Raw genomic sequence first — 26,151 nt, 5'->3', positions numbered from 1 at the left:
GCCGCCCGCCCGGCTGCCTGCTGAAGTCCTCCCTCAGGCCTCCTCCGGCGCGTGCGACACCACCCAGAGCGGCGTGTCCCCACACTGCACCAGCAGTTCGTCTCCCTGTCGGGCCAGCAACGTGCCCGGCTCCGCGCAAGGCTTCTCGCCCCGCCACATCCGCGTGCGCTGCACCCGAACCCAGCGGCCATCAAGCCGGGCCCTCGCATCGCCCCTGCCCCCACGCCACCCGGCGAAGCGGCACGCGCGCACCTTCAAGTGCACGGAGCGCGCGCTGTCGCGCCAGTCGATGTCCCGATACGCCGGCTCGAAGAAGGGCGCGAAGGTAGCGTCGGCCCCCGCCTGTTGCTCGCCCACGTCTCCTCGCGCCACGCGCTCCACCACCCCGGGAAGCAACCGACGCGACGCAAGCATCAGCTTCTCGAAGACCACTTCCTCCGTGTCCTCGTCCGTCACCGGGAACGCCCCCTGCGCGAGCACGGGTCCGGTGTCGAAGCTCGCGTCCATGCGGTGGAAGGTGAGCCCCAGCTCGCGAGCGTCCTCGCGCAGCGCCCACCCCAGCGGACAGGGCCCCCGGTATCGAGGAAGAAGGGACGGGTGCACGTTCACCGCCCCCAGCCGCGCCAGCGCCAGCGCTTCCGGTGGCAGCCTCCACGGGAAGAAGAAGCACAGCAGGAGGTCCGGCTTCAGGCCCGCCAACCGGGGCGTCAGGTGTGCCCGCTCGCTCACCAGCAGCACGTCCACGGACGGCGGCGCGGCCTCGAAGAGCCGCCCCAGCTCCGCCCACCCCTCCATGTCCAGCGGGCGCAGGCCCCGGATGCCCGCGGGCACCACCAGCGCCACCACGTCATGCCCCTGGGCCCTCAGCGCCAACGTGAAGTCGTGCGCCACCGCGGGGGCCACGGTGAGCAGCACGATGCGCCAGCCAGGCGCGGCACCCGAAGTCGGCATGGCCGTGTCCTAACAATTCACCCACCGTGTGCGCCCGGCCAACGCACGCGCCATGCGCGGAAATGAAAACGCGCTCGCCCCCAGGGAGGGGACGAGCGCGTGGGCTCAACCGGAGTGCTTCCGGTGCGTCAGACCGCCTTCAGGCGGGGCGTGCGCGTCTTGGGAGCGGGGGCGGCGACCGCCTCACGGAGCGCGTCCTTCTTGTCCGTGCGCTCCCAGGTGAACTCCTTCTCCGCACGGCCGAAGTGACCGTACGCGGCCGTCTTCTGGTAGATGGGCCGCAGCAGGTCCAGGTGCTCGGTGATTTCGCGCGGGCGCAGGCCGAACGTCTGGCGCACGGCGCGGGCGATCTGCTCCTCCGGCACCGTGGACGTCCCGAAAGTCTCCACCATCACGCTGACAGGCTCCGCCACGCCGATGGCGTAGGACACCTGCACCTCGCAACGACGGGCCAGGCCCGCCGCCACGACGTTCTTCGCGATGTAGCGGCCCATGTACGCGGCCGAGCGGTCCACCTTGGACGGGTCCTTGCCGCTGAACGCGCCGCCACCGTGACGGCCCATGCCGCCGTAGGTGTCGACGATGATCTTCCGGCCCGTGAGGCCCGAGTCGCCCATGGGGCCGCCGATGACGAAGCGGCCCGTGGGGTTGATGAAGAACTTGGTCTTGTTGTCGATGAGCTTCTTCGGCAGGACCTTCAGGATGACGTCCTCGCGGATGGCCTCCTGGATCTTCTTGTTGGAGACGTCATCCGAGTGCTGCGTGGACAGCACCACCGCGTCGATGCGGACCGGCTTGCCGTCCTTGTACTCCACCGTCACCTGGCTCTTGCCGTCCGGGCGGATCCACGGGTGGTTCTTGCGGCGCACCTCCGCCAGGCGGCGGGTCAGCGCGTGCGCGTAGTGGATGGGCGCGGGCATCAGCTCCGGCGTCTCGTCGCACGCGTAGCCGAACATCATGCCCTGGTCGCCGGCGCCCTGGTCCTTCTTGTTGTCCACGCCCCGGGCGATGTCCTGGCTCTGACCCTCGATGGCCACCATGACGCCGCACGTGTGGCCGTCGTAGCCCATGGAGCTGTCGGTGTAGCCAATGCGCGTGATGGTCGAGCGGACGATCTTCGGGATGTCCACGTAACAATTCGTCGTCACCTCGCCAGCGACGATGGCGAGGCCCGTCTTCACGAGCGTCTCCACGGCGACGCGCGCCTGCGGATCCTTGGCGATGATGGCATCGAGCACACCGTCGGAGATCTGGTCGGCGATCTTGTCCGGGTGGCCCTCGGTGACGGATTCAGACGTGAACAGGAAGTCGGTAGGCATGTCTTCTCGGGCTTCGCGCTAATTCGGTGACGCAGCGCAGGGGGCGGACACTAAACGTGGGGTCCCAGCAGAGTCAAACCTGTCGATACAAGGGTTTATTCGGCGAAAGCGCCCTTCGGACAGGCGGACCCGATGCCGCGGGTGTGCCTGCCCGCCGGATGAATTTATTGGTTCGCGCCGCGTTCCCCTGGGCTACAGGACCCGCGCCCTTCTTCTGGAGGTCACAGACCCATATGAACGCCATCGCCCGCCTTCGCACCCTTCCCCTCCTGGTTGCCATCACCTTCGCCGTGCCCGCGCTCGCCGCGCCCAAGGCTTCCGAAGCCATCACCAAGCCGGTGAAGACCGTGGTGCAGTCCGTGCGCTACGAGAAGGACCTCAAGGCCCTGGAGAACCTGGGCAGCGACCAGCAGGGACTCTTCCTGCTGGGTGACGAGTGGACCAAGGCCACGGACGCCCAGCGCAAGGAGTTCACCCAGCTCTTCCAGAACCTGTTCGCGAAGATCGCCTTCCCCAAGGTGCGCGAGAACTTCAAGAACCTGGACTCCATCACCTACGACGAACCGCAGGTGACGGGCGACAAGGCGCTCGTGGGCTCCACCATCTTCATCAACCACCCGCTGAAGAAGCAGGAGATGAAGCTCAAGTACGCCGTGGAGAAGGTGGGCAGCGGCTGGAAGGTCGTGGACGTGTCCGTGCTGGGCGACTCCATGCTCACCGGCATCCGCGATGATCAGGTCCGCCCCCTCTTCAAGGAGGGCGGCTGGGACGGGCTGCTCGGCGCCATGCGTGCGAAGAACAACGAACTGGGTTCGGTGAAGGTGAAGTAATCCAGTCAGCTGCCGCCTGGGCAGCCAGGCACCCAGGCCCTCGCCGTCCCTCCGGGTTCCGGGGGAGGCGCGGGCCGGTTAGGCTGGGGCGTTCCTCCTCCCCCGGAGCGCCTGGCGAATGAGTGTTTCGACCCCCGCCCCGCGGCTGCAGCTCCGGGGTGTGCCGTCCGACCGTGAGATGGACGCGTTCTGCGTCCAGTACGCGCCCCGGGCCCCCGGCCACCCCGCGGTCCGGGACCTGCTCCGGCTGCTGTCGGAGGTCCCCGATGACGGCCTGGAGCCGCGCCTGGAGTGGGTGGAGCGGTGGATTCACTGGATGCGCGACCGCATCCCCGCCCAGGGCCTCACGGACGCGGACGACCTTGCGCTGTCCCCCTCGAACTCCCGGCTGTCCCTGCTGGTGCGCGTGCTGGAGGGCGAGGGCGCCCTGCGCGCGTCCGTCACCCGGCTGGTGGCGGGGGTGTGCGCGAGCAGCCGGGGGCTGAAGCTCTTCGCCCAGGTGGGCCTGAGCGCCGGCAACGGCTTCTTCTCCGAGCTGACGGACCGCCTCGTGCGCGGCGTGCTGCCCGCGCCGCCGGAGCCGGGCAAGCTGTCGGAACTGCTCCTGCGCCTGTTCCCGGTGCCGGAGGACGCGGAGTGGCTGGGCACGCTGTCCCCCTTACTGCTGGCGCGGCTGACGGCGCTGGTGGGCGACCCGCCCCCACCAGAGCCCACCCCGTCCTCACGCGTGCGCGGGGACCTGATGGACGCGCTGGTGCTGCTGGGCGTGCAGGTGACGGGGCTGGGGCTGGCCGAGGACGTGCGCGACCGCACCCCGGACATGTCCTTCCGCGCGTCGCCCTTCCTGCGGCTGCGGATGGTGGGCGACGCGGTGCTGGCGCGCGACGGGGCCCAGGAGTCGCTGGCGGACCTGCTCCGCGTGGTGGAGGACTGCCGCGGCGTGGTGCGCACCGTCACCCAGCACCTGGAAGACTTCGGCGTCAGCGTGGACCTGGTGTACCGCCTGGAGTGCATCCAGCGAGGCCTGGACCGGATGGAGGCCATCGCGCGGGTGCTGGGCTCGCCCCGGGGTGAGCCGCGCTGGCGCGAGGCGCTGGCGCTCTTGTCGGACCTGCTGCGGCTCGCGCACGCGGACCGCTCCGTGCGTGCGCTGGTGCGACGCAACGCGCGGCTGCTGGCGCGAAAAATCATCGAGCGCACCGGCAATACCGGCGAGCACGACATCACCTCCACGCAGGCCGGGTTCCACCAGATGGTTCACTCGGCCGCGGGCGGCGGGCTCCTCATCGCGTTCGCCACCGCGCTGAGGTTCTTCCTCATGGGCCTGCCGCTGGCTCCCTTCTTCGCGGGCCTCTTCGTCGCGTTCAACTACGCGGGCGGCTTCGTGCTGATGCAGCTGTTGGGCTTCACGCTGGCCACCAAGCAGCCGTCCATGACGGCCTCCACGCTGGCGGCCGCGGTGGGCGAGGACACGGGCCCGGACAGCGGCCCCCGCCGCATGGAGCGCCTGGCGGAGCTGGTACCGCGAGTCACCCGCTCCCAGCTGGCGGCCATCCTGGGCAACCTGGGCTGCGTGCTGCCCGTGGCGGTGGCGTTCGCGCTGGGCTTCCAGGCGCTCCGGGGCCACACGTTCCTGTCCCAGGAGCAGGCCCGCGACGTCGTGGCCACGCTCCACCCCTGGAAGAGCGCCACGCTCCTCTACGCCGTGCTCACCGGCGTGCTGCTCTGGATGTCCAGCGTGGCCGCGGGCTGGTTCGAAAACTTCGTCGTCTACCGCCGCCTGCCGGAGGCGCTGGCCCATCACCCGGTGCTGCGCGCGCTCGTGGGCGTGAAGGGCGCGCGCAAGGTGGCGGACGCGCTCGAGCGCCACGCCGCGGGCGTGGGAGGCAGCATCACCCTGGGCGTGCTGCTGGCGGTGGCGCCGGGCGTGGGCAGCTTCTTCGGCATCCCCCTGGACGTACGGCACGTCACCTTCTCCTTCGGCGCGCTGGCCCTCGCTGGCAGCGCGCTGGGCAGTTCCGCCGTGATGGAGCCCGGCTTCCTGGCGGCCGTGGCGGGCGTGCTGGGGGTCGGCATCATCAACTTCGGCGTGTCCTTCACGCTGGCCCTGGGCGTGGCCCTGCGCGCTCGCGACGTCCCGGTGAGTCAGGGCCTGCGCTTCCTGGGCGCGGTGTTCCTGCGCTTCCTGCGAAACCCGCTCCCCTTCCTCATCCCGCCCCGCGACGAGCCCGCAATGGGTGGGACGCAGGCGCAGGTCGTCCCCCTGGCCGGGCCTCCAGGACACTGAAGTCGCGGTTTATTCCCCCGCGATAAGAGGCCCTGTCTCGCGCGGAGGTGGGGCGGACAGGCACCCCGGGCTTTGCTTCCGGGCGGGAACGTTCGGCGATAGGGTCCCGCGCCCATGAGCGGCAATCCTTCTTCCCATCCCCCGCCCCGCCTCGCCCTGGCCTACGCAGAGATGCTGGTCCGGCGCCCCGGCACCGTGATGATCGTGCTGCTGTTGCTGCTCGGTCTGTCGTTGTGGGGCACGTCGAAGCTGACCATCAATTCGAACCAGCTGGACCTCATCTCCCAGGACCTCCAGGAGGTGAAGGACGTCAAGCGCGTCATCGACATGGTGGGCGGCAGCGGCTTCTTCATGCTCACCTTCCGCGGTGACGACGAGGCCACGCTCAAGAAGGTCGCGGACGACGTGGCCGCGATGGTGGGCAAGGACAAGGAGAACGCGCGCTCCGTCACCTACAAGATTCCCGTCGAGTTCGTGCAGAACAACATGGTGCTGTTCGTGAAGACGGAGGACCTGGCCGAGGGCAAGCGCCGCATCATGGCGTTCCTCAAGGATCAGATCCGCCGCGCGAACCCGTTCTACATCGAGATCAAGAAGACGGAGCCGGTGAAGCTGGACCTGCAGGACCTGGTCGCCAAGTACTCCAGCGTCGGCAACAAGAGCATCGCGGACGACTACTACATCTCGCAGGACCGCAAGATGCTGCTGCTGCTCATCAAGCCGATGTGGGACACCAACCAGATTGGCCAGACGAAGGAGTACGTGGACAAGCTGCGGGGCGACCTGGCGCAGTACTCCAAGAGCAACGCCGCGGGCGTGCAGCTGGTGGAGAACTACGACAAGAACAATCTGGGCGACAAGAAAACGGTCCCCTACGGCTTCACGGGTTCCTACAAGACGGCGGTGGACGACTCGTACGCCATCGAGGACTCGCTCCAGCCGGTCACCATCATCGCGCTGCTCGCCATCTTCGTCATCACCATCGCGTTCTTCCGCAAGTGGGCGCCCACGCTCATCGTGGTGAGCGGCACGGTGGTGGGCACGCTGTACACGCTGGGCTTCACCTACGCGACGCTGGGTGAGCTCAACATGATCACCTCCATCCTGGGCGGCATCATGTTGGGGTTCGGCATCGACTACGGCATCCACTTCATCTTCCGCACGCGCCTGGAGCTGGGCGCGGGCAAGCGCTACGACGTGGCCATCCGCGACGCGGTCATCAACGCGGGTCGGCCCGCGCTGGTGTCCGCGGTGGTGGTGGCGGGTTCCTTCTACGTGCTGATGGTGAGTGAGTTCCGCGGCTTCTCCCAGTTCGGACTCCTGGCCGGCACGGGCACGCTGATCCTGGGCTTCACGCTGTTCTCCTGGTGCCCGGCGCTCCTGGCCATCGCGGGCCGCAAGAACCCGGAGCTGCCGCAGAAGCTCATTGGCGTGATGAAGCCGCCGCCCACGAACAACGCGTCCGGCAAGGAGCTGCGCATCCCGCGCCCCGGCCTGGTGCTGGCGGTGGGCTGCGTGATTGTCGCGGTGGTGTGCGGCGCGGCCATCCCGTGGAAGAGCGGCGAGCCCCCGGCGGACGCGGGCTTCTTCGCGCGGCTGCCGTACGGAGTGCGCTTCAACTACAACACCCGCGCGCTGATGCCGGCGAACCAGCCGTCCGTGCTGCTCCAGGATGAAATCAACGAGCGCTTCAAGATCGCCAGCGACCCGCTGGCCATCTACACGAAGGACCTGGCGGAGACGGAGGCCCTCTACAAGGAGCTGACGACCGACCCGAAGAAGCGTCCGGCCATCGCGCAGGTGATGAGCCTGTTCACCTTCGTGCCGCCGGAGGGCATCTCCCAGGCGAACGCCAAGATTCTTGAGGAGTGGCAGGAGGAGCTGAAGGACATCGACGTGAAGGCGCTGCCTCCGGAGACACAGGAGAAGGCGGCCCTGTTCTTCAAGATGCTGGAGGCGCGGCCCTTCGACGTGCACCAGGTGCCGGAAATCTACGCCTCGCAGTTCCGCCACCTGCCCACCACGAGCCCGGAGAACCACGGCTACCTCACGTTCATCTACCCGAGCGTGGACCTGTGGGACGGCAAGCAGATGCTCCAGTTCGCGGACCAGACCAGCTCCATCAAGGGCATGGTGACGCCGGGCAAGTTCACGGAAGGCGGGCCCACGGGCGCGCCGGTGGAGAAGGAGTTCCGCGCCGCGGGCGCCACGCAGCTGTACGCGTCGCTGGCGCGCATGGTGCTCAAGGACGCGAAGCTCACGGTCATCCTCACCGCGCTGTGGATTCTCGTGATGCACTTCGCGGACTTCCGCAACGCGAAGCTGGCGTTGGCGTCCGTGATTCCGCTGACGGTGGGCCTGGCGATGATGATGGGCTTCATGGCGCTGTTCGACCTGCGCCTGAACTTCATGAACATCATCATCCTGCCCATCCTCCTGGGCTTCGGCGTGAGCCACGGCCTGTACCTCTTGCACCGCTTCCTGGAGGGCACGTCCCCGCTGGTGGCGCTGCGCAGCGTGGGCGCGGCGGTGGTGTCCTCCACGCTGACGGCGGTGGCGGCCTTCGCGGCGCTGCTGGTGGCCAGCCACAACGGCCTGCGCTCCATGGGCCTTGTCGCCTGCATCGGCCTCATCACCACGCTGCTGGTGTCCTTCACGGTGCTGGCGGCGGTGATGCAGCTGATGCACGACAAGCGGCAGAAGGACGCGGGACGTTCGTCAGAGGGCGGTTCCGCCTCGGGCGGTGACACGTCCTCCACACGCGCCGCCTGACAGCGCGGAGGAAGCGCTTAATATCCGCGCCGGACCTTTCGGCCCCGCCTTCCCTTGAAGGGAAGCGCGGGGCCGTTCTTTTCTTCGGGAGCTTCAAGCCATGGGGACGTTCAAGCGGGTGGGAGCGGTGCTGGGTCTGATGGTGCTCACGGGTTGCGCGAGCACGGTGAAGAGCCAGCGGCTGCGTCCCGACTACGCGACGGTGGACCGGCAGCAGGTGAAGCGGCTGGCGGTGGTGACGCAGCCGTTCCCGCAGGGCCAGCAGTACATCGGCGACCTGTGGAGCCTCATCGCCCGGCAGTGGCTGAACCAGAACCGGGACTACATCGTGAAGGCCAACACGTCCCTCTCCGAGCGCCGCACGGACCTCACCTTCCAGGACCAGTGCGTGGAGGGCATCGAGGGCGTGCTCTGGCTGGATCCCACGGTGAAGCGCGTGGGTGACGGCGCGGAGGTGGCGGTGAAGGCGCAGCTCATCCGCTGCCGCGACGGTGAGGAGGTCTGGGCCGCGGAGGCCGGCGGCAGCTGGGACTCCGAGGACAAGAAGTACGTGGAGCGCAAGGAGCAGTACGTAACGGAGCTGAGCAAGGACGTGGAGCCCTACGTGGTGCCGTCCTACAAGCTGCTGGTGGCCACGCTGGACACGCTGCCCAATCCCGAACTGAACGACGCGGACAAGGACGAGAAGATCGACCTGGGCGAGTAGCGTCGCCCGGGTGGAACCTCAGGTCCTCATTGGCAGGCTGGTGCTGGCCACGCTGCTGGGCGGCGTGCTGGGCGTGGAGCGCGAGGCGCGCAACCAGGCCGCGGGGCTGCGCACGCACACGTTGGTGGCGCTGGGGGCGTGCTGCTTCACGCTCTCCAGCGTGTACACGGAGGAGTTGCTCCGGATGGGTGCGAACCCCAACGGCACGCAGACGGACATCAGCCGCATCGCCAGCCAGATTGTCGTGGGCATCGGCTTCCTGGGCGCGGGAGTCATCCTGCGCCACGGGGAAGCAGTAAGAGGGCTCACCACGGCGGCGAACCTCTGGTTGACGGCCTCGGTGGGCCTGGCCTGCGGGCTGGGCCTCTACGTGGCGGCCGGCGCCACCGTGGCCCTGGCCCTCTTGTCGCTGGTGGTGCTGCGCCCCGTCTCCCGGATGCTGTCACCCGAAGAAGGACGGCACACCGGGCGACACAGGAAGCCGCCAGAAGGCAGAAACAGCGAGGACGGGCCCCCCACGGGTGAAGAGGAGTCCCGTCCCGAGTGAAGCGCGGGTTTTGAGGCAGCGTCAGACACCACCATTAGCGTCGTGGCATGGCGACACAGCCCGCGGCCCGCAGGGGCGTTTCACGCGCAGCCACCTCCGCATGGGGACTCCTGGCCCTGCTGCTGGGATGCGCAGGAGGGGGACCTTCGCGGTTCTGGCTTGATGAGGAGCGCCGCCTCGTTGTCGCTGGCCCCATGGTGGGCCCCTTCGACAGCCTGATGTCGCTGGCCCCCGAACTCTGCAAGATGGTGAGACAGATGCCCGGCGCCACGGCAGGAAATACGCGTGAGGGGCAGGAGTACTGCGGGGTCATCTACCAACGGAACTTCGAGTCCCCGTTCTATGCCAGTCATCCCTCGACGCTCGGCCATCCGCTGCCCCTGCCGGGTGGCAGGAAGTCCTGCAAACCACCAGAGCGCGTCGCGGACCCCGACGCACGAACGATCAGCATCTACGCGGACTACCACAGCCATCCCGCCATCACGGGATTCTCGCCAGAGGATCTCCAGGCGCGCACACAGCGCTATTACTTCCGGCTGATGTTCAACCCCGCTTGCGAAGTCCGCCTCTATGACTTCCAGGAGCGAACCGTCTTCCTCCTCGAAGCCGGTCAATTCGTTCCTGTGAAGCGAATCACGGACGACCTGCGCGGGCAGTAACCCTACAGTTCGCGGTGAAAGCCCTTCTGGAGCGAGGACACATGAAGCGTCTGGGCCTGGCACTGCTGCTCTTCACTGCGTCGGGGTGCATGCACCTTCACCGGCCAGCGCCAGTGGCCCCTCCCGAAGTGGCGCAGGGCATCCAATTCCCGGAATGGCGCAAGGAGGACTCCACCACCGTGCAGGGGCCCCAGCTCAAGGCCCTTCAAATCGCGTTGGATGACTTCATGCCCCCGGGACGAGACGCGCCCGGTGGCGCGGACCCCATGACCCAGTGCCTGTTCCGGCTTCCGACCTATGACGCCTGGATCCAGCGTGGCGACAAGGTGACTTTCATCCACTTCACGCCGCTGGAACAGGAACGCTGCGGCCTCAAGTCGGAAGTCATGGACGCAGGCGCCAACTACGCCGTCAGCGACGAGGGAGTCATCCTCAAACGCGAGTGAGCCGCGAGGAAGCGCCTGCTTCCTCACGGCCCCAAGCACCCCACCCTCGCGCGAACGCCCGCTACTCCATGGGCACCAGCGCACCCGTGAGGTCGTGCGTGTAGGCCACCGGCCGGTGCGCCTTGTCCGGGTGGCAGTTGTCGTCCTCCAGCTCCAGCGCGCCCTCGGCCAGCATGGCGCCCGGGAGACTGGCCAGGTCCCGGCGCAGGTAGACGTCGTCCCCGTCCAGGTCCGCGACGTCGGAGAAGCGCACCGGGTATTCCCGCTCGAAGATGCGCCCCGTGCCGATGGTGAAGCCGCGCGGATCCACCGCGACGATGCCGCCGAGCGCTTCGCCGTCCCGGTCCCGCACCGTCATGCCCCGCTGAATGTCCGTTGGCTTGAACACGCTGCTGCCTCCTGCATTCGTATCCGGCGAACGTGCTCACTCCGCCTGGAAACGGCGACCCCCTCCCCTCGCATTCATGCGGGGGAGCAGGGCCTACACGGACTCAGGTTCAGGATCATGCGCCGGCGGCAGCAGCAGGCCTTCCTGGCCGCCGCCGAAGCGCCGGTCCATCTCCGTGCGCACGAAGCGCTCGATCTCCTCGGCGGTCGTCAGCTCCATGGCGCCCTGGAGCATCTCCACCGCTTCGCTCCGGCTCACCCGGCGCATCAGTCGCTTCACCACCGGAATCTGCCCGGACGTCATGGACAGCTCGTCGAAGCCCAGCGCCAGGAGCACCAGGGTGAAGAGCGGATCGCCCGCCATCTCGCCGCACATGGAGACGGGGATGTTGGCGGCCTTCGCCGCGTCCACGATGCCCTGGAGCATGCGCAGCACCGACAGGTGCAGCGGCCGGTAGAGGTACGCGACCTCGCGGTTCTGGCGGTCGATGGCCAGTGAGTACTGGATGAGGTCGTTCGTCCCGATGGAGAAGAAGTCCGCTTCCTGCGCCAGCCGGTCCGCGATGGTCGCCGCGCTGGGCGTCTCCACCATGATGCCCACCGGGAAGCGCTTGCCCACCGGCACTCCCGCGCGCCCCAGCGCCGTGCGGCACGCCTCCAGCTCGCTGCGCGCCTCCCGCAGTTCGCTCACGCCGCAGATGAGCGGGAACATGAGGCGCAGGTTGCCGTGCACGCTCGCGCGCAACAGGGCGCGCAGCTGGACGCGGAACAGCTCCCGGTTGGACAGGCAGTAGCGGATGGCCCGCAGGCCCATGGCCGGGTTGGGTTCCTTCTCGTGCTTCGTCTTGCCCGGCACCTTGTCGCCGCCCAGGTCCAGCGTGCGGATGGTGACGGGACGGCCGCCCATGGCCTCCAGCACCTGCTTGTAGGCGCGGTAGTGCTCCTCTTCCGTGGGCGCCGTCTTGCGGTCCAGGAACATGAACTCCGTGCGGTACAGGCCAATGCCCTCCGCGCCGTGAGCCAGGAGCGAGGGGATCTCCTCCAGGAACTCCATGTTGCCGTTGAGCCGGATGCGGAAGCCGTCCGTGCTCACCGCGGGCTGGTCCTTCGTGGCCAGCGCCAGCTGCTCACTCTCCAGGTAGCGGCGCTGCTCCTCCCGGAACAGCGCCAGCTGGTCCTCGGTGGGGTTCACCAGCACCACGCCGCGGGTGCCATCCATGGCCACCAGGTCGCCCGGCGAAATCTGCTCGCTCGCGCGCCCCGCGCCCACCACCGCGGGCGTCTCCCGCGCGCGGGCGACAATGGCGGTGTGGCTGGTCTGTCCGCCCAGGTCGGTGACGAAGCCCGCCACGCGGCCGCTGCGAGCCATCATCGCAGCGTCCGCTGGCGGCAGGTCATGTGCGACGACAATGGCCTCCGCGGGCACCTCCACCTCTTCGTCCACCACCTGGCCCATCAGGTTGCGGATGATGCGGTCGGCCACATAGTCCACGTCCGAGCGGCGCTCGCGGAAGTACTCGTCCGGGATGTTGTCGAAGAGGTGCTTGATTTTGCGGGCCGTGCGCCGCACCGCCCACTCCGCGTTGATGCGGTCCTCGACGATGAGGCGGTTGACCTCGTCCACGAGCATGGGGTCGTGGAGCATCAGCCGGTGCGCTTCCAGGATGAGGGCGTGGTCGCTGCCCTCCGTGCGCGTAATCTGGTCCTTGAGCTCCGCGAGCTGGCGGTCGGACAGGTCGATGGCGGTCTTCATCCGCATCCGCTCGGGTTCCACCTCCGCGTCCGCCAGGCGCAGCTTGGGCGTGCGGATGCGCTTCCTGTCCAGGATGAAGGCATGGCCCACCGCCACGCCCGGAGAGGCGCCGATGCCCGTCAACCTGAGTGTAGGGGTGGCCTGGCTGCTCACGGTTCTCCTGACCTCACGGGGAGTCTAACTCCCCTTTCGACGCTTACTGCGCTTCGCCAAACCGGTCCTCGATGAGCTTTTTCAATTCGGACAAGCAGGCCTCGGCGTCCTCGCCCTTGCAGGTGAGGGTCACCTGCGTGCCCTGGGCCGCCGCGAGCATCAGCACGCCCATGATGGACTTGGCGTTGGCGCGCTGTCCGGAGGCCTTGATGAAGACCTCGCTCTTGAAGCGGTTGGCCACCTTGACCATCTGCGCCGCGGCCCGGGCGTGCAGCCCCAGCGCGTTGATGATCTCGAAGGTTCCCTCGGCTTCACTGGCCATCGTGCGACTCCCGCTTCACTCGACTGTTCGTACTCACAGAAAGGCACCCGCCGCGCAGGCCAATCCCGCCGCGACGTAGAGGACCACGTAGGTGGGGACGCGCCGGTTGACGAGCACGTACGCCAACACGCCCACCGCCAGGCACCCCACCGCCAGGAACGGCGCCCAGGTCCCGCCCGCCGTCGCCCCGAAGCTCAACGCCAGCCACGCGGCCAGGCCGCCCGCGCTCGCCGCCGCCACGCCCCTCAGCCGGGCGCCCTTGGCGGGAAGGTTCACTCGCGCCACGGCCTCCACCAACCGGTCTCCCAGATTCAGGCCCAGCCAGTACAGCCGGATTCGCAGCAGCAGGTGCACCAGGTTGTACAGCACCAGGAAGAGCGCCACCGCCCAGACGCCCAACAGCGGCACCATCGCCGCGCACAGGCCGCCCACCGCGGGCTTGAGCGACAGCCAGAAGAACCCGTCCCCCAGCGCCGCGAGCGGCCCCATCAGCGCCGCCTTGAAGCCCACCACCCGGTCCGGCGTCTCTTCCCCCCGGGCAATCTTCTGCTCGTGGTTCACCACGCCGCCCACGATGGCCGCCGCCACGTACGGGTGCGTGTTGAAGAAGACCAGGTGCCGGCGCACCGCCGCCTCGCGCAGCGGGCCCGGCGGGTACAGCTTCGCCAGCGCCGGGTAGACGGCGTACGCGAGCCCCAGGTTCTGCATGCCCTTGGGGTTCCACGACGCCTGGAGGAAGAGTGAGCGCAGGAACACGCGAAGCAGCGTGCCCCGGGACAGCCGCACGGGCGGCGTGAAGGCCGGCGCGGCGGCGGGCGCGGAAGGCACGGGAGTGGGCGTCGTGCTCAAGGCCGCTGCTCCTGCAGCTGCACCAGCACCACCGCCACGGTGACGGCCGCCGCGGCCAGGCCCGCGTACAGGGGCGCGCGCTTCGCGTGGCTGGACTGCGCGGCGATGGCCGCCGCCACGGACGCCATGGCCGGGTACGCCCACGCCAGGCCCCGCACCAGCCCGTGCGGCAGCGCCACCATCAGCGGCTCCAGGAAGTAGCCGGCCAGCGCGCACACGCCGGTGATGGCGCCGTAGGACACGAAGTGCGGCCACATCCCCCACAGGTTCTGCCGCATGGCGCGGTTGAGGTTGCCGGCTTCCGCGGACGACAGCGCCACGCGCGCGAGCCGGGCGGAGTAGCCCTCCAGCAGCCGGTCCAGCCTGCGCCCCACCCGCCCCAGCCCGATGAAGAGCAGCACGGCCAGCGACCAGATGGCCGGCGTGGAGCCCGCGCCGGTGGCGGCGGTGAGGGTGGCCGCGGCGGCGGCGGTGCCGGTGGCCGCGAGCGTGTCGTTCTCAGGGAGGGAGGCGCCCAGGTTGGCGGTGCCCAGGTAGAACAGCTCCAGCAGCATGCCGACGGACAGGCCCCCGCCCACGTCGCCCAAGAGGGCGCCCATGAACGTGGCGGCCACCAGGGGCCGGGACAGCATGGCCTGGAGGAACGCCTTGCGCTCCACGGCCACCAGCCCCCCCCAGAGACACGCGAGCGCCACCTGGGTCCAGCCGACGTTCACCGGCTCACCCGGCCTTCGACCAGCGCTCGGTCAGGTCCGGCAGGTCCACGGACTTCTCCGCGGGCACGGCGCGCGCCTCCACGCGCACGCCCTGCGCGGACAGCTGCTGGAGGGCCTGGAGCTCCCCTTCCGCCAGGAAGACGGACGGCGACACCTGCCGCCTCCCGGTGCCGAAGTGCACGTTGCCCAGGTTGAGCTGGTCCATGGCCAGCCCGTGCTGGAAGGCGAAGGGCACGGAGGCGACATCCCTCAGGAGCACCAGCGTGCGCACGCCGTCCTTGGACAGGGCGGCGAAGTCCACCTGGGCCAGGGGGAGGATCAGCACCTCGATGGCGCTCTGCACGGCGAGCGCCATGGCGGCACGGATGAGGGGACTGGAGGCCGCCTCATCGTCCGCCACCACCACACGCGACACCTTGAGGTGGGGGAGCCAGGCTTCGACGACCTGGCCATGGATGAGGCGGTTGTCGACGCGGACCAGGGTGATCACGTCAGTCTCGAATCGCCGACCCGTGCGGGTCCGTCATGTTCGCGGCTGCTGCTGGGCCTCGCGAAGCAGGGCGGATGCACAGGTGATGTTGCGCTGGCCGTACGACGCCAGCTGGTTGGCCATGTCCGACAGGGCCATCTGCTCCGAACGGAGCGAGTTGGCCTTCAGCAGCATGGGCAGATTGACGCCGGCCAGGACTTCCAGATTCATCCGCTGACACATCATCAGCGATTCCTTACAGGGGGTACCTCCGAAGAGGTCGGCCATGATGATGACACCGTCCCCTTCATCCACGGTCTTCACCGCCTGCTTCATCTTGGCGCGGAGGTCCTCGACTGGGGCCCCCGGCTCGATGCTGCAAGTAGCCACGGCGGGCAGCTTGCCCACGATCTGTTCAGCGGTAGAGACAAGCTCATCCGCGAGACGCCCGTGCGATGCGATGACGAGGCCGACCATTGATCACCCCTGAGCCACTTCCCGGGAGAATTTGCGTCCTACGCCCATCAACGACCGGACGCAACTCCGACGAAGTATTCCGCCTGCACCTGGGAACCGCTTCCCCAACGACTTCGCTTCGAAGGTAAGGCGACTGCGCCCACCATGCCTGGAATTTCAGGTCCGGGGAAGGGACACGGTGTCGTCTGCCGGACGGGGAGCCGGGCGCGGTCTCCCCACGCTCTAGGAGATGCGCGGTGTGGCCCCGCGGTGCGTGCCCTGCGGGACGAGCCCGGCACCCCCGCTCGGTGGGTAGGAAGGCGACCGTGCCGTCGCACGGGAGCGGCTGTATCACCTGGGAATCCCGGGAGGGCCCGCGAGGTCCAATGGTACTCGGGGCGTACCGGATTCCTGGGACCTGTCGCATCGGGTGCGGTGTCTCAGTGGACGACCAGCCGGGCCCTCTGCTCGGCGGGGCGGATGCGGGCGGTGGCGCCGGCTCCGAAGGTGAGGAAGTCCTCCTCCATGCCGTCGCTGAAGATGACGCCGCCCTGGGGCATGCGGGACTCGAGCACCAGCTCCGCCTGGGCGGTGACGAAGCCGCCGACGATGTCCGCGCCGGAGTGACGGCTGACAAAGGGCTCGCGCACGACGAAGGCGAGCCGCGCGTCCTCCCAGCCGAGCGTCCAGGGCTTCCCCGGCGTGCCGCCCGTGCAGCGGGTGAGCCCCTGCGCGAGCGCGAACACGGACGACAGCCACCCGCTGGAGCCCGCGCCGGTGGACACGAGCACGCCGCTGGAGGACTGCGACTCCTCCTTGCCGCCGTAGCGGACCTGGTAGCGGGCGGACACGTGCGTGCGCGCGCCGATGAACAGGTCGTTGAAGGCGAGCAGCCGCTGGCCGTCCTGGAGCCGCGCCTCCGCCAGCTGCACCTGGCGCATCCTCGCGCGGCCCTCCAGGGTCCGCTGCACGGCGCTCCGGGCGTCGCGAGGGAGGAAGGGCAGGAGCACGCCGTCGAAGCGCTCCGGGTCCGGGTTGATGCCCACGAGCGGCTGGCTGCCCACGTACTTGGCCACGTTGGCGACGAGCCCGTCCTGCCCTATCGCCACCACCACCTCCTTGCCGGTGAAGAGGAAGGTGGGCACGAGCGAGCGGTCCACCTGCTGCACCGGCAGGCCTACGTCCAGCTGCGAGCGGAGGGCGTCCACCGCGCGGCGGTAGGTGTCGTCCTCCGCCTCGAACCCGTTGAAGTCCTGGCCGTTGTGCTCCACGTAGAACTTCGCCTGCTTCTTGGTGTTGAAGCGGACCACCAGGTCCGCCAGCCGCGTCTTGCGTGTGACGAGGACGACCTTCTCGAACATGGCGAGCCTCCTTCGCGGGACTTCAGCGGTCGCGGGGGTCGAAGTTGTGGACGTCCGGGCGGCCGGGCTTGGGCGCGAGGCCGGGGTTGTTGCCGCGAGGGCCTGAGGCCGCGGGCAAGAGCGAGCGCAGCAGGTCCGGCGACACGTTGAGCTCGCCGATGCGCTGCGCGTTCTCGCCCATCTCGCGGAAGGCCAGGGCGATGTGGAGCGCGGGGTCGGCACCGTTGGCGGACGTGGCCAGGAGCGTCTTCCAATCCACGTTCTTCACCGGCGCCAGCGTCTTCTCCAGGGCGTACGCGCGCGCGTCCGCGGACTGGCGCTCGTTCTGGACCCAGCGCTCCATGAGGGCCGCGCGCTGCTCCTCCACCGCGATGTCCGCGGCCATCTTCGCCTCGCGAATCTGGCGCTGGCGCTCCTCCACCACCAACTCCGTGGCCAGCTCGCTCTCCTTGATGCGGCGCTCCTGCTCCACGGCCGCGTTGCGGCGGGCGTAGATGGCCTCGTCCGCTTCACGCTGAAGCCCCTCGCGCGCGGCGGCTTCCAGCGCGCGTGCCATCTCCGGCGTGGGCTGGATGGAGAGCACGGAGAAGGCCATCACGTGCACGCCCAGCGCCTTCACGGACTCCGCCTCCGCCAGCGCCGCGAGCACCCGGGCCTCCAGCATGTCGGACTGCACCAGCACCTCGCGCAGGCTCAGGGACTGCACCACCGCGCGGGCGCGCACCTGCGCGGCCTGCACCAGCCGGTCCGACAGCTTCTCCGGGTCATCGGAGCGGTGACGCCCCGCCGGGGTGATGGAGTAGTCCAAGAGCCCCGCGAGCCTCCGCGCGTCCTCCACCCGGTATGTCAGCTGTCCCTGGATGGTCACCGGCTGGAAGTCGCGGGTGACCTCGTTGAAGGCGAACGGGACGTCCGCGCTCGACAGGGGCACCGCCACCAGCGTCGTCGCCGGCTTCCAATAGAGGAACGACAGGCCCGCACCTTCGCGGACCACCTCGCCGTCCCGGTACTGCATCACGTACGTGGTCGGCGTCGACTTCATGTACCCGAAGAACATTCGCGCATCCCCCTCACCTGCTGCGTTTGGTTTGTGTAACCTGGACACCATCTTAGTGTTGTCTGTACACATTCGCAACAGAGCGTGCGGGAAAGCGGTGTAGGTGGCGTGGATGCCGGTGGACGGGGTGGGCCCGGGCGTCCTTGAATCGGGGGTATGACGCGCAAGCTCGGGGAGCAGTTGATCCTGGATGGAGTGCTGACGCCGGAGGTGTTGTCCCGGGCGCTCGCGCGGCAGAAGGAGACGGGGCTGAAGCTGGGCGAGTGCCTGGTGCGGCTGGGCGTGGACGAGACGCCGGTGTTGCGGCTGTTGGCGCAGGAGTTGAAGACGCGCTTCGTGTCCACGGAGAAGCTGGCGCAGGCGAAGGTGGACGCGGCGCTGTTGGAGCGGGTGCCGGTGCGGCTGGCGGAGGGCTTCGACTTCATGCCGCTGCGGCTGGTGCAGGACGCGCTGTACGTGGCCATCTCCGAGCCGCAGCGGCAGCGGGCGTTGGAGGAGATCGCGAAGACGGTGGGCGTGGCGCAGGTGCTGCCCTTCGTGGCGGTGCGCAGGTCCATCCGCGCGGCCATCCGCAAGCACTACTACTCGGACGCGCACGCCTTCGAGCACCCGCCGGAGGACCTGGCCTGTCCGCACTGTGGCGCGTCGTGCAAGCCGGGGGACTTCCAGTGCGCGCGCTGTGAGCTGCTGCTCGTGAGGAGCGTGGAGGACCTGCCGCCCCGGGACAACGTGTCGCTGGTGCGCGCGCTGCTCACGAGGCCGGAGCAGACGGGAGCGCGCGGAGTGCCCCGTCCGCCACAGCAGGAGGCGACGCGGGTGGTGTCGTTCCAGGCGCAGGCCCAGCCGAAGACGAAGGGGCCTCCGGTGCGGCCGGTCATCGTCGCGAGCCTGGACCTGGTGAACCGGCCGCTGAGCCCGTTCGAGGCGTACGTGCTGTCGTTCGTGGACGGGCGCACGGCGCTGGCGGACATGGCGATGATCACCCAGGTGACGGAGCTGGAGCTGCGCGCGGTGTTCGAGTCGCTGTCGGAGCGCGGCGTGACGAAGCTGGTGGGCACACTGGCGTCGGCGGAGGTGGCGTTCACGGGGGATGGCGTGCCCGCGTTCGGGCGGAGTGAGCCGAAGACCGTGCCTCCGGCCGCGAAGGCGGTGGCGGCCCGTGCTCCGGGGGCCAAGACACAGGCGCCGATGCCTTCGGTGTCGCTGGCCTCGGCGCTGACGTCGAAGCCTCCTCCCGTGGCGCCAGCTCCGGTGGCCAGGAAGGAGGACGCGCAGGAGGAGGTGCTCCAGCGCGTGGTGCGATTGGAGCAGGCGGGGAAGCTGGCGGAGGCGCTGGACCTGTTGGAGCGCAGCATCGGGCTGTTGCCGAAGCCCGCGCCGCTCTACAACCGCATGGGGATGATCCTCCTGAACCACCAGCGCGATTACGAACGCGCCAGTGCGTTCTTCCAGAAGGCCTCGGACCTGGAGCCGGAGAACAGCGTCTACACGATGAACCTGTACTCCGTGCTGGCGCTCAACGCCGAAGCCACGAACGCGGGACAGAAGAAGCCCCGGCGCTGAAGAGGTCCGCATGCCCTCCCCTTCCGAGTCGTATCTGCTCGACTTCCATGCGCGCCTCGCGGGCGTGACTTCGAAGTGGTTCGCTTCCGCTCCGGTCGAAGTCGAGGGCGGGACGGCGCCTTCGAGCTATGCACTGCTGGAGGCAGTTGTGCCTGGCGATGCGCGGCCCCTGGCGGTGCTCGATCTGGCCTGCGGGGATGGGTATCTGCTGGAGCTGCTGGCTCGAAGGAAGCAGCCCGGGTTGTCGCTGCTGGGGCTCGACATGAGCGAGCACGAGCTTGTCGCGGCACAGGGTCGGTTGAACGGCACTGCTACCCTGGTCCCGGGACGGGCGCAGTCGCTTCCGTTCGAGGATGCCAGTGTCGATGTCGTGCTGAGCCATCTGGCACTCATGCTGATGGACGATGTGGAGACCGTGCTCGCGGAGCTGCGGCGTGTGCTCAAGCCGGGCGGACGGGTGTCCATCGTCGTGGGTGGAGACCTGGTGCCGGGGAATGCGTTGGAGGTGTTCGCCGGACTCATGAAGAGCGCGGCGGCGGTTCCTCCCACGCGACTGGGAGACCCGCGGGTCCGCTCTGTGGACGGACTGCGAGAACTCTTCGCAGAGGGCTTCGTGGACGTCACGATGCGGTCCCTCTCCGTGCAGGGCGATGGCTCACCCAGCGAGGTCTGGGAGTCACTGCTCACGACGTATGACGCGGACCGCTTGTCTCCGGCGGCACAGGCATCGCTCAAGGCCTCGTTCATTCAGGCCGTGGAGCCGCTGCGCCGCTCGGATGGGAGCGTTCCGTTGCGCTGGGGCATGCGGCAACTGACCGCGATTCGGGAGGCTCGCGCGACATGACTCTTCCCAAGAAGGGCACCCGCCGGGTTCGCTTCGGTGAGACCCATTACGACTGGCGCATCCGGAAGAAGCCCACGCACTCCCAGGGAGTCCGCGACACGCCCATGCTCCTGGCGATCCAGGCCAGCGAGGACGCCCCCCGGTGTGTGCTCGTGGTCGACCTTCGCGTCAGCCGCCCGGACAACTGGATCTACCCGCATCAGACGGCCGTCACTCCTGGCCAGGTTCGCGACATGATCCGGCGTGCACTCGAAGCGGAACTGAGGCCCCTGGTCGCGGGGCCTCAGTTCCGCTTCGAGTACAGCGTTCCGATGGATACGCTCGGGACCATCTTCCCAGAGCCCAAGCCCAAGAAGACCGCGCCCCAGCGCGTCAGGAAGACGCGGGTGATGCACAAGCTGAACAAGCCCGTCAGCCTCGACTCCAGGCGTCCTGCATCACGCTGAATCGAAATCCTCATCACTCCCGCGCCGCCGACAGACGAACCCCTCCTGCGTGGGAGTACAGGCCGTTGCTCCGAGTTCCTCGAAGACTTCCCGCAGGGTTGGCGTCAGCTTGGCCCCGAAGACCTCGATTTCGGACCACGGGGGATCATGTGCGAACGCACCATGGTGCTCGTCCACAGCACCGGCGATCCGGGCGCACATCGCCTCTGGAGATTCTCCCTCGAGAGCGGCGAATGACGTGACGCCTGCCGCGAGAGGATCGATTGCCGCCTCCACCAGGCCGCTCTCCCAGACGCCTTGGATAACTGGGGTGTTTACGCGCGATTCAACGACCCATACGTGAAAGACGCGAGCCAAGTCGGCTACCCGGGCTCCACAGTCCCGCGCGACTACGATTCCCACCTTGGATGCCGGTATTGGCATGGTGCCGTCTCCTATCGAGACAACCCACCCGGACGCGGGGGCGTTCGCCCCCGCGCCGAGTTCCTGCGTGTTCAGACCGACAGCCTTCGAAGTTGCTGGAGCAAGTCCCGGAGCACATTTCCCTCCCAGCCCCCTCCGGCCTCTAACTGCTCCAGAAGGCGCTCAAGGTCCCCGAGCTCACGCCATCCACGGACGTGCGAACGGTGAAGGTGCATGTAGTTAAAACGATAAACTGGAGAAGCCGCATCATCGGTGAGCCGTGGCACCATCAGATAGTCGTCTGGGTCCAGGATCTCATTCCCACATACGGCGCACTTCCGCCGTCCCGGCCCAGTCTTGCGGCTGAGTTCTTCAAGGGCAGCCTCCACTCGCGCTCGCAGTGGATGCGCTTCAAAACATATCCGATGCATTGAAGCGTCATTGAACGGAAGGAGCACGTCCGCCTCATTCCAGACAAAGGCAGGCAACTGCACCACGGCGTCCTCCGGCCCCATGATCTTGCCACAAACAGAACAGGGAGTTACACCTTGGATCAAGACACTCATCACGGCCTTATCTTGGTGGCCTGACCACCATGGTAGACAGTTTGTTGTGACTGCCCGAGCCTCCGCAGCGCCTCGAAGTCCGCCGAGCTAGGGGGGGCCGAAGTTGGATGCGTATGCCCGAAAATGCGAGTTACCTGGCCTGGAGCAAAGGTAATCCCTCCCGGACCACCTGAGACGAGCGCACGTTCCCCTGTCGCGAGCCTCACGAGAGCATGCTCATTTCCCGAAGTGAAGGTCAAAGCCTTTGACTCATTGACGATGTCCGCGATTTTTTCACCCTTCTTGATGATTCGGACAACGACCATCGGCGCGTGGGGGCCCGTACCACTCGCGACGGCGACGCCACTGCCAGCCACCGTGGCCTTCACAGCGGCCCGAGCGACCGCGGCCGGAGCCACCTCCGAGATTCCTGTCGCAGATGCGAGACTGACGACCGACAAGATCCCCCCCATCCCCAAGAGAAACTGATCGCTTCCCTGATCGACTGCGGCATCCAGTTCATCCGTGCCAAAGTTGACGGGCACCTGGCCGCCTGTCGATTCGGCCTGGAAGAACGCCCGACGTGCTTCGGCCGTCATCTGCTCGATTTCGCCCGCCGTCACACTTCCTGGCACGCGCCCCGGCCCCCGCCTCCGACCGTCTGGCCCCGTCGCATACCAGGTGTCACTCTGCCAGCCGAAGTAGGAGCCGTAGATGGTGGAGTCACTCGATTGCCCGCCTCCGTCACCTCCTACCGCGATGTTCTCCCAGCACTCGCCATCTTCAGGGGTTCCACTGCAGCCCCCTTCATTCATGAGCCCACTGGGATCCGTGTAGCGAAGCGGATTGTTCCACGCATAAGCGTAGCGGTTGTGAGACTGGCTCCTTGACGGCGCCTGCACGAATGGGTCCGGGGTCAGGAAGCGGCCCACGGATGGGTCATAGATGCGACCCTTCATGTCGATGAGCCCCAGTTCATCGTCGTGTGAGTGGCCGGTGAACCCCTCACGCAGGGCCTTCCCCACGACGGGCGATTGGGCCGTTGCAAGCGCCTGAGGGAAGACGCGGCGACCGAAGGGGTCGAACTTCATCCGCGCGACGAGCGCCCCCTGCTGGTCGGAAAGCGTCTCCACACTGCCCAACGGATCGCGATGGACGTATGCGATTTCCTGCGTGAACGGGCGGCCTGCGTCCCGCCGGGACAGTGTCACCCGGGCAATGGGCAGACCCTCCGCGGTGATGGAAAACAGGTGGCGCGTCCGCAGCCGCTCCACCTGCTTCTCGTACAACCCAGCCCCCACCGTGACGGAATACTCCCCGTTGGAGCGCATCTTCCGCACACGTGCATTGAAGGCGTCGTATTGGAAAGTCAGTTCGTCCGCGTCACGCTGGATGAGATGGGGGAGCCCTGCGACCGTGTACTCCACGACGGTGCCTCCCGGCGCCGTTACCCGGAAGCCGCGCGCGTCATATCCGTAGGACCCCTGCGGGCCTTGAGTCACGGCGTGCGGCGGAGCTCCATTCTGGCCATAGACATACGACTCGCCAGGAGCGCTCCCCTCCACAGTCGTGCGGCCCGTGAGGTTGCCGTCCGACGAGAAGCCGTACTCAAAAATGGCGCGCTGGCAGTTCTGATACACTGTCCATCGGGTCAGCCGATCCAGTCCGTCATAACCGAACTCCTCGGTCGACTCCGCCACGCCGTCATTGCGTTCGGTGAGGTTGCCGTTCGCGTCGTAATTGAAGAGCAGCCGCTGGAGGTTGGAGGTGCCCGACCCCGTCTCCACCAAGCGCAATGCGCCCACGTTGTCATAGCGGTAATGGCTCTCCGTACCATTTCCCAGAACGGCATGGCTCAAATGCCCGCTGGCCGTGCGAGCCCCCACCTGCCAGTAGACAAGCTGTGATGCAACGTTCCGTACGTCCAGCAGGTCCCCCCGCGGCGTATAGCCATACTGGACCTGGAGTCGCGAGGTCCCGCCGATTTCCGGATAGGCGACCGTCTTCAGCCGGCCGTACGCGTCGTAGGTGTAGTCGAAGGAGTAGAGGGAACCGGCGACCTGGGTCGTCTCCTTGCTGCGACGGCTGAGCGTGTCATAGACATAGGCGGTGGACACGCCGTCCGCGCTCGCCGTGCCCGCCAGTGCGCCCACGCCGTTGACCGCCGTGTCCCAGGAGTACGTGGTTTCTCCAAGCAAGGTGATAACGCTGGTGGTACGGCCCAGGGAATCACGCATGAAGACCTGCTGCTCTCCCTCCGCGTCCTCCACCAGGCGCGTGTCGCCAAAGGCGTTGTAGTGAGTCACTGACACGCCATTCGAGGGGTCGGACAACCGGGTGCGCCGTCCTCTCACGTCATACTCCATGCTCGCGTGCCGCCCCACGGACTCGGTGCCCGTCACCGTCCCAAAGGGCCCGTACTCGAAGGTCGTATTGAGCACGCCACCCGCCGGGTTCGGCTCACTGACCTTCATGGCCCAACCGCGGCCGTTCAGTTCGGTCGTGGTGGCATTGCCTCGCGCATCCGTTTCCGTCAGGGTCAGACCCGCGTAGGCCAGCGTCTGGAAGGTGTCGTCCGGTTGCGTCAGCCGCGTGAGGCGTCCCAGTTCGTCGTACTGGTAGCGAGTGCGCGCCACGGCTGTCTCACCCGACGGGGAGGGACGCTGAACCTCCACCAGACGCCCGGCCGCGCTGTAGAAGTAGTTCTCCTCAGCAAGGTTGCCGGCGAAGTCCTGGCGCTGCCGTGTCACCGCACGCCCCAGCGAATCCAGGAAGACGGTTTCCTCACTGCCTCCCGCCCGGGCGGTCCGGATACGGCCCGGCAGGTACTCATACGAGACATCCGCGAGCGTCGGCCCGTCCTCGACGCGCAGACGCCCGAAGGCGTCGTACTGCCAGCGTTGGCGCACCCCATTCGCATCAACGGTCGCGGCCAGCACGCCCAGGCCAGGATGATAGGCCATCATCTGGCGGTGCCCGGCTGGATTGGTGATGGCGGAGACAGTCGTCTTCGTGGCGGAGTCGTACTCGTACGAAGTGGTCCGCGTCGCGCCGCTCAGGGCCCTCAGCGTCACGCCGCCGCGAAGTCCCATTCCGTCCGGTGTGTAGTCGTAGTGGGTGGCCAGGTAGACGTCCGGGTCCGTCGAATCCGGTTCAGTCACCTCGTCCGTGAGCAGGCCCGAGCCCGGAGCATGGACGAAGCTCCGGATGCGCGTTCGAGACAGCCCCTGCGCAGTCGTCGCGGTCTCCGTGATCCGGCTGGGCAGCCCCACCTGCCATGTCGGGACACGGTTCTCGTACGCGGTATCACGCCGCGAAACATAACCATCCGACCACACCCACTTCTCAGCCTTCACATTGCCGAAGTCCGCATCGAAATCCTCCACCGTGCGCGTCACGGACCACAGCACGGGCAGCCCCAGTTCAAACGCACGCTCGGTCTTCGATGCCGTATAGACAGAGAAGTAACGAGTTCCATCCGCCGCAGTGCGTTCGACATAGGCAGGCGTGGCGACGGTCTCCCGGATCCAGGTCCGGCCATTGGACAGCGGGGTGCGAACAGTCCGGTTGAGCAACTGCCGCGCCAGCGGATACCGCTTCCCCACGAGCGGAGCGAGGGCGTAGGTCTCACGCGAGACAGAGCCGGAAGCGTGGTCCGTCACCGTCCGCTTGCGGATGCCAAGCAAACCCTTGCCCAAGGCATCCAGACGCGCGTCCTCGTACTGGTAGGAAACGCGGCGCATGGGGTGAAACGGCCCCGCTTCGGTTCGCAGTTCGGACACCAGCCACATGCCCTGACGCACGCAAGGCTGTGGGTAGATGCAACCCTGCCCTCGCGTGTACATGGCGGTGTCCGTGAGGGGCGCATAGTCGAACTCGACCCGCGCCCCCATGGCATCTGTCGCTGACCGCAGCAGGAAGGGTTTGACTCCTTGCCGGATCCAGACCTGGAGTTCGGAGCCCGAGCCATCCGGCTGCACGAAGTCCATCTGCCCATCACCGTTCACATCCATCGCCAGTGAGCGATACATCCCGCGCTCCGCGGACACCGCTCCAATGGGAATGAAGAGCGTGGTATCAACGAATCTGGAACCGCGTGACAGAAGCACCCGGGCCCGGGACCGTGCGAAGGAGTCCGGAATGGTCGCGATTCCCTGGTCCAGAAGGACGATGTCCTGAAGCCCCTGAGCTATCCCCTCATATGAAACCGAAGGCTTGCCGGAAGACGTGGTGTGCGTGAAGGAGTTCAGAGAAGCGCTGCACGAGGGGAAGTAGACGCTCCTCCTTCATCATGGGCATGGCTTGGTAGTA

General features: G+C 67.7%; 22 protein-coding genes. 10 read left to right on the top strand and 12 right to left on the bottom strand.

The window, feature by feature from the left end:
- Positions 1–33: 33 nt before the first annotated feature.
- On the bottom strand, positions 34–951 hold the full coding sequence (locus tag D7Y04_RS33360) for a methionyl-tRNA formyltransferase (RefSeq protein ID WP_120594774.1): 918 nt from the start codon (positions 949–951) through the stop codon (positions 34–36).
- A 128-nt stretch (positions 952–1,079) separates the two neighbouring features.
- The gene (gene metK / locus D7Y04_RS33355) at positions 1,080–2,270 is read right to left on the bottom strand and encodes a methionine adenosyltransferase (RefSeq protein ID WP_120594773.1); all 1,191 of its coding nucleotides are present in this window, start codon (positions 2,268–2,270) and stop codon (positions 1,080–1,082) included.
- Between the two features lie 233 nt (positions 2,271–2,503).
- Between metK and D7Y04_RS33350 the strand changes: the two genes are divergently transcribed.
- From D7Y04_RS33350 to D7Y04_RS33320, 7 genes are all read left to right on the top strand, one after another.
- Positions 2,504–3,100, top strand: a complete 597-nt coding sequence (locus D7Y04_RS33350; protein ID WP_121761927.1) for an ABC transporter substrate-binding protein — start codon at positions 2,504–2,506, stop codon at positions 3,098–3,100.
- Positions 3,101–3,218: 118 nt separating this feature from the next.
- Positions 3,219–5,387 (top strand): site-specific recombinase, encoded by a 2,169-nt coding sequence (locus D7Y04_RS33345; RefSeq protein ID WP_121761926.1) that lies wholly within the window; start codon positions 3,219–3,221, stop codon positions 5,385–5,387.
- 114 nt (positions 5,388–5,501) lie between these two features.
- Positions 5,502–8,159, top strand: coding sequence for an RND family transporter (locus D7Y04_RS33340; RefSeq protein WP_120594770.1), 2,658 nt, complete (start codon positions 5,502–5,504; stop codon positions 8,157–8,159).
- A gap of 100 nt (positions 8,160–8,259) precedes the next feature.
- Complete coding sequence (locus tag D7Y04_RS33335; protein ID WP_120594769.1) at positions 8,260–8,865, top strand: MXAN_6521/LA_1396 family lipoprotein; 606 nt, start codon at positions 8,260–8,262, stop codon at positions 8,863–8,865.
- A 10-nt stretch (positions 8,866–8,875) separates the two neighbouring features.
- Positions 8,876–9,412 (top strand): MgtC/SapB family protein, encoded by a 537-nt coding sequence (locus tag D7Y04_RS33330; protein ID WP_233601688.1) that lies wholly within the window; start codon positions 8,876–8,878, stop codon positions 9,410–9,412.
- Positions 9,413–9,606: 194 nt separating this feature from the next.
- Complete coding sequence (locus tag D7Y04_RS33325; protein WP_233601687.1) at positions 9,607–10,071, top strand: DUF4329 domain-containing protein; 465 nt, start codon at positions 9,607–9,609, stop codon at positions 10,069–10,071.
- 41 nt (positions 10,072–10,112) lie between these two features.
- Positions 10,113–10,517 (top strand): hypothetical protein, encoded by a 405-nt coding sequence (locus D7Y04_RS33320; protein WP_121761924.1) that lies wholly within the window; start codon positions 10,113–10,115, stop codon positions 10,515–10,517.
- Positions 10,518–10,578: 61 nt separating this feature from the next.
- Here the strand turns inward: D7Y04_RS33320 and D7Y04_RS33315 are convergent, their stop codons facing one another.
- The 9 genes from D7Y04_RS33315 to D7Y04_RS33275 all read right to left on the bottom strand — a co-directional run bounded on the left by D7Y04_RS33315 (position 10,579) and on the right by D7Y04_RS33275 (position 18,040).
- Positions 10,579–10,905, bottom strand: coding sequence for a hypothetical protein (locus D7Y04_RS33315; protein ID WP_120594768.1), 327 nt, complete (start codon positions 10,903–10,905; stop codon positions 10,579–10,581).
- Between the two features lie 93 nt (positions 10,906–10,998).
- On the bottom strand, positions 10,999–12,810 hold the full coding sequence (ptsP, locus tag D7Y04_RS33310; protein WP_121761923.1) for a phosphoenolpyruvate--protein phosphotransferase: 1,812 nt from the start codon (positions 12,808–12,810) through the stop codon (positions 10,999–11,001).
- Positions 12,811–12,853: 43 nt separating this feature from the next.
- Positions 12,854–13,132, bottom strand: coding sequence for an HPr family phosphocarrier protein (locus D7Y04_RS33305; RefSeq protein ID WP_120561227.1), 279 nt, complete (start codon positions 13,130–13,132; stop codon positions 12,854–12,856).
- A gap of 33 nt (positions 13,133–13,165) precedes the next feature.
- Positions 13,166–13,960, bottom strand: coding sequence for a PTS system mannose/fructose/sorbose family transporter subunit IID (locus tag D7Y04_RS33300; protein WP_370457279.1), 795 nt, complete (start codon positions 13,958–13,960; stop codon positions 13,166–13,168).
- Between the two features lie 17 nt (positions 13,961–13,977).
- Positions 13,978–14,697, bottom strand: a complete 720-nt coding sequence (locus D7Y04_RS33295) for a PTS sugar transporter subunit IIC (protein WP_121753257.1) — start codon at positions 14,695–14,697, stop codon at positions 13,978–13,980.
- Between the two features lie 4 nt (positions 14,698–14,701).
- Entirely contained in the window at positions 14,702–15,187 is a 486-nt protein-coding gene (locus D7Y04_RS33290) for a PTS sugar transporter subunit IIB (protein ID WP_120599301.1), read from the bottom strand.
- A 33-nt stretch (positions 15,188–15,220) separates the two neighbouring features.
- Entirely contained in the window at positions 15,221–15,643 is a 423-nt protein-coding gene (locus D7Y04_RS33285; protein WP_120580288.1) for a PTS sugar transporter subunit IIA, read from the bottom strand.
- 419 nt (positions 15,644–16,062) lie between these two features.
- A complete protein-coding gene (locus D7Y04_RS33280; protein ID WP_121761922.1) occupies positions 16,063–16,983 on the bottom strand; it encodes an NAD+ kinase in 921 nt (306 codons plus the stop codon).
- Between the two features lie 22 nt (positions 16,984–17,005).
- The gene (locus tag D7Y04_RS33275; RefSeq protein WP_120599303.1) at positions 17,006–18,040 is read right to left on the bottom strand and encodes an SPFH domain-containing protein; all 1,035 of its coding nucleotides are present in this window, start codon (positions 18,038–18,040) and stop codon (positions 17,006–17,008) included.
- Between the two features lie 156 nt (positions 18,041–18,196).
- Between D7Y04_RS33275 and D7Y04_RS33270 the strand changes: the two genes are divergently transcribed.
- From D7Y04_RS33270 to D7Y04_RS33260, 3 genes are read left to right on the top strand one after another with little or no spacing between them, the layout of a single operon-like run.
- A complete protein-coding gene (locus tag D7Y04_RS33270; RefSeq protein ID WP_121761921.1) occupies positions 18,197–19,603 on the top strand; it encodes a general secretion pathway protein GspE in 1,407 nt (468 codons plus the stop codon).
- A 10-nt stretch (positions 19,604–19,613) separates the two neighbouring features.
- A complete protein-coding gene (locus D7Y04_RS33265) occupies positions 19,614–20,447 on the top strand; it encodes a class I SAM-dependent methyltransferase (protein ID WP_121761920.1) in 834 nt (277 codons plus the stop codon).
- On the top strand, positions 20,444–20,893 hold the full coding sequence (locus D7Y04_RS33260) for a hypothetical protein (protein WP_121761919.1): 450 nt from the start codon (positions 20,444–20,446) through the stop codon (positions 20,891–20,893). Before D7Y04_RS33265 ends, D7Y04_RS33260 begins: the two co-directional genes overlap by 4 nt.
- A gap of 967 nt (positions 20,894–21,860) precedes the next feature.
- Here the strand turns inward: D7Y04_RS33260 and D7Y04_RS33255 are convergent.
- A complete protein-coding gene (locus tag D7Y04_RS33255; RefSeq protein WP_121761918.1) occupies positions 21,861–25,871 on the bottom strand; it encodes an RHS repeat domain-containing protein in 4,011 nt (1,336 codons plus the stop codon).
- Between the last annotated feature and the right edge of the window lie 280 nt (positions 25,872–26,151).

The sequence above is a fragment of the Corallococcus sp. AB038B genome, from assembly GCF_003668955.1.
Taxonomy (GTDB): Bacteria; Myxococcota; Myxococcia; order Myxococcales; family Myxococcaceae; genus Corallococcus; species Corallococcus exiguus.
The sequence above is the reverse complement of the archived record's forward strand: the minus strand, read 5'-3'. Positions and strand labels throughout refer to the sequence as shown.

Excerpts from the sequence above, each read along its gene's own strand:
- D7Y04_RS33325 (WP_233601687.1), top strand. The coding sequence starts at position 9,607 with ATGGTGGGCCCCTTCGACAGCCTGATGTCGCTGGCCCCCGAACTCTGC.
- metK (WP_120594773.1), bottom strand. The coding sequence starts at position 2,270 with ATGCCTACCGACTTCCTGTTCACGTCTGAATCCGTCACCGAGGGCCAC.
- D7Y04_RS33270 (WP_121761921.1), top strand. The coding sequence starts at position 18,197 with ATGACGCGCAAGCTCGGGGAGCAGTTGATCCTGGATGGAGTGCTGACG.
- D7Y04_RS33255 (WP_121761918.1), bottom strand. The coding sequence starts at position 25,871 with ATGTATCGCTCACTGGCGATGGATGTGAACGGTGATGGGCAGATGGAC.
- D7Y04_RS33350 (WP_121761927.1), top strand. The coding sequence starts at position 2,504 with ATGAACGCCATCGCCCGCCTTCGCACCCTTCCCCTCCTGGTTGCCATC.
- D7Y04_RS33260 (WP_121761919.1), top strand. The coding sequence starts at position 20,444 with ATGACTCTTCCCAAGAAGGGCACCCGCCGGGTTCGCTTCGGTGAGACC.
- D7Y04_RS33320 (WP_121761924.1), top strand. The coding sequence starts at position 10,113 with ATGAAGCGTCTGGGCCTGGCACTGCTGCTCTTCACTGCGTCGGGGTGC.
- D7Y04_RS33265 (WP_121761920.1), top strand. The coding sequence starts at position 19,614 with ATGCCCTCCCCTTCCGAGTCGTATCTGCTCGACTTCCATGCGCGCCTC.
- D7Y04_RS33305 (WP_120561227.1), bottom strand. The coding sequence starts at position 13,132 with ATGGCCAGTGAAGCCGAGGGAACCTTCGAGATCATCAACGCGCTGGGG.
- D7Y04_RS33360 (WP_120594774.1), bottom strand. The coding sequence starts at position 951 with ATGCCGACTTCGGGTGCCGCGCCTGGCTGGCGCATCGTGCTGCTCACC.
- D7Y04_RS33335 (WP_120594769.1), top strand. The coding sequence starts at position 8,260 with ATGGGGACGTTCAAGCGGGTGGGAGCGGTGCTGGGTCTGATGGTGCTC.
- D7Y04_RS33340 (WP_120594770.1), top strand. The coding sequence starts at position 5,502 with ATGAGCGGCAATCCTTCTTCCCATCCCCCGCCCCGCCTCGCCCTGGCC.
- D7Y04_RS33275 (WP_120599303.1), bottom strand. The coding sequence starts at position 18,040 with ATGTTCTTCGGGTACATGAAGTCGACGCCGACCACGTACGTGATGCAG.
- D7Y04_RS33285 (WP_120580288.1), bottom strand. The coding sequence starts at position 15,643 with ATGGTCGGCCTCGTCATCGCATCGCACGGGCGTCTCGCGGATGAGCTT.
- D7Y04_RS33280 (WP_121761922.1), bottom strand. The coding sequence starts at position 16,983 with ATGTTCGAGAAGGTCGTCCTCGTCACACGCAAGACGCGGCTGGCGGAC.
- D7Y04_RS33345 (WP_121761926.1), top strand. The coding sequence starts at position 3,219 with ATGAGTGTTTCGACCCCCGCCCCGCGGCTGCAGCTCCGGGGTGTGCCG.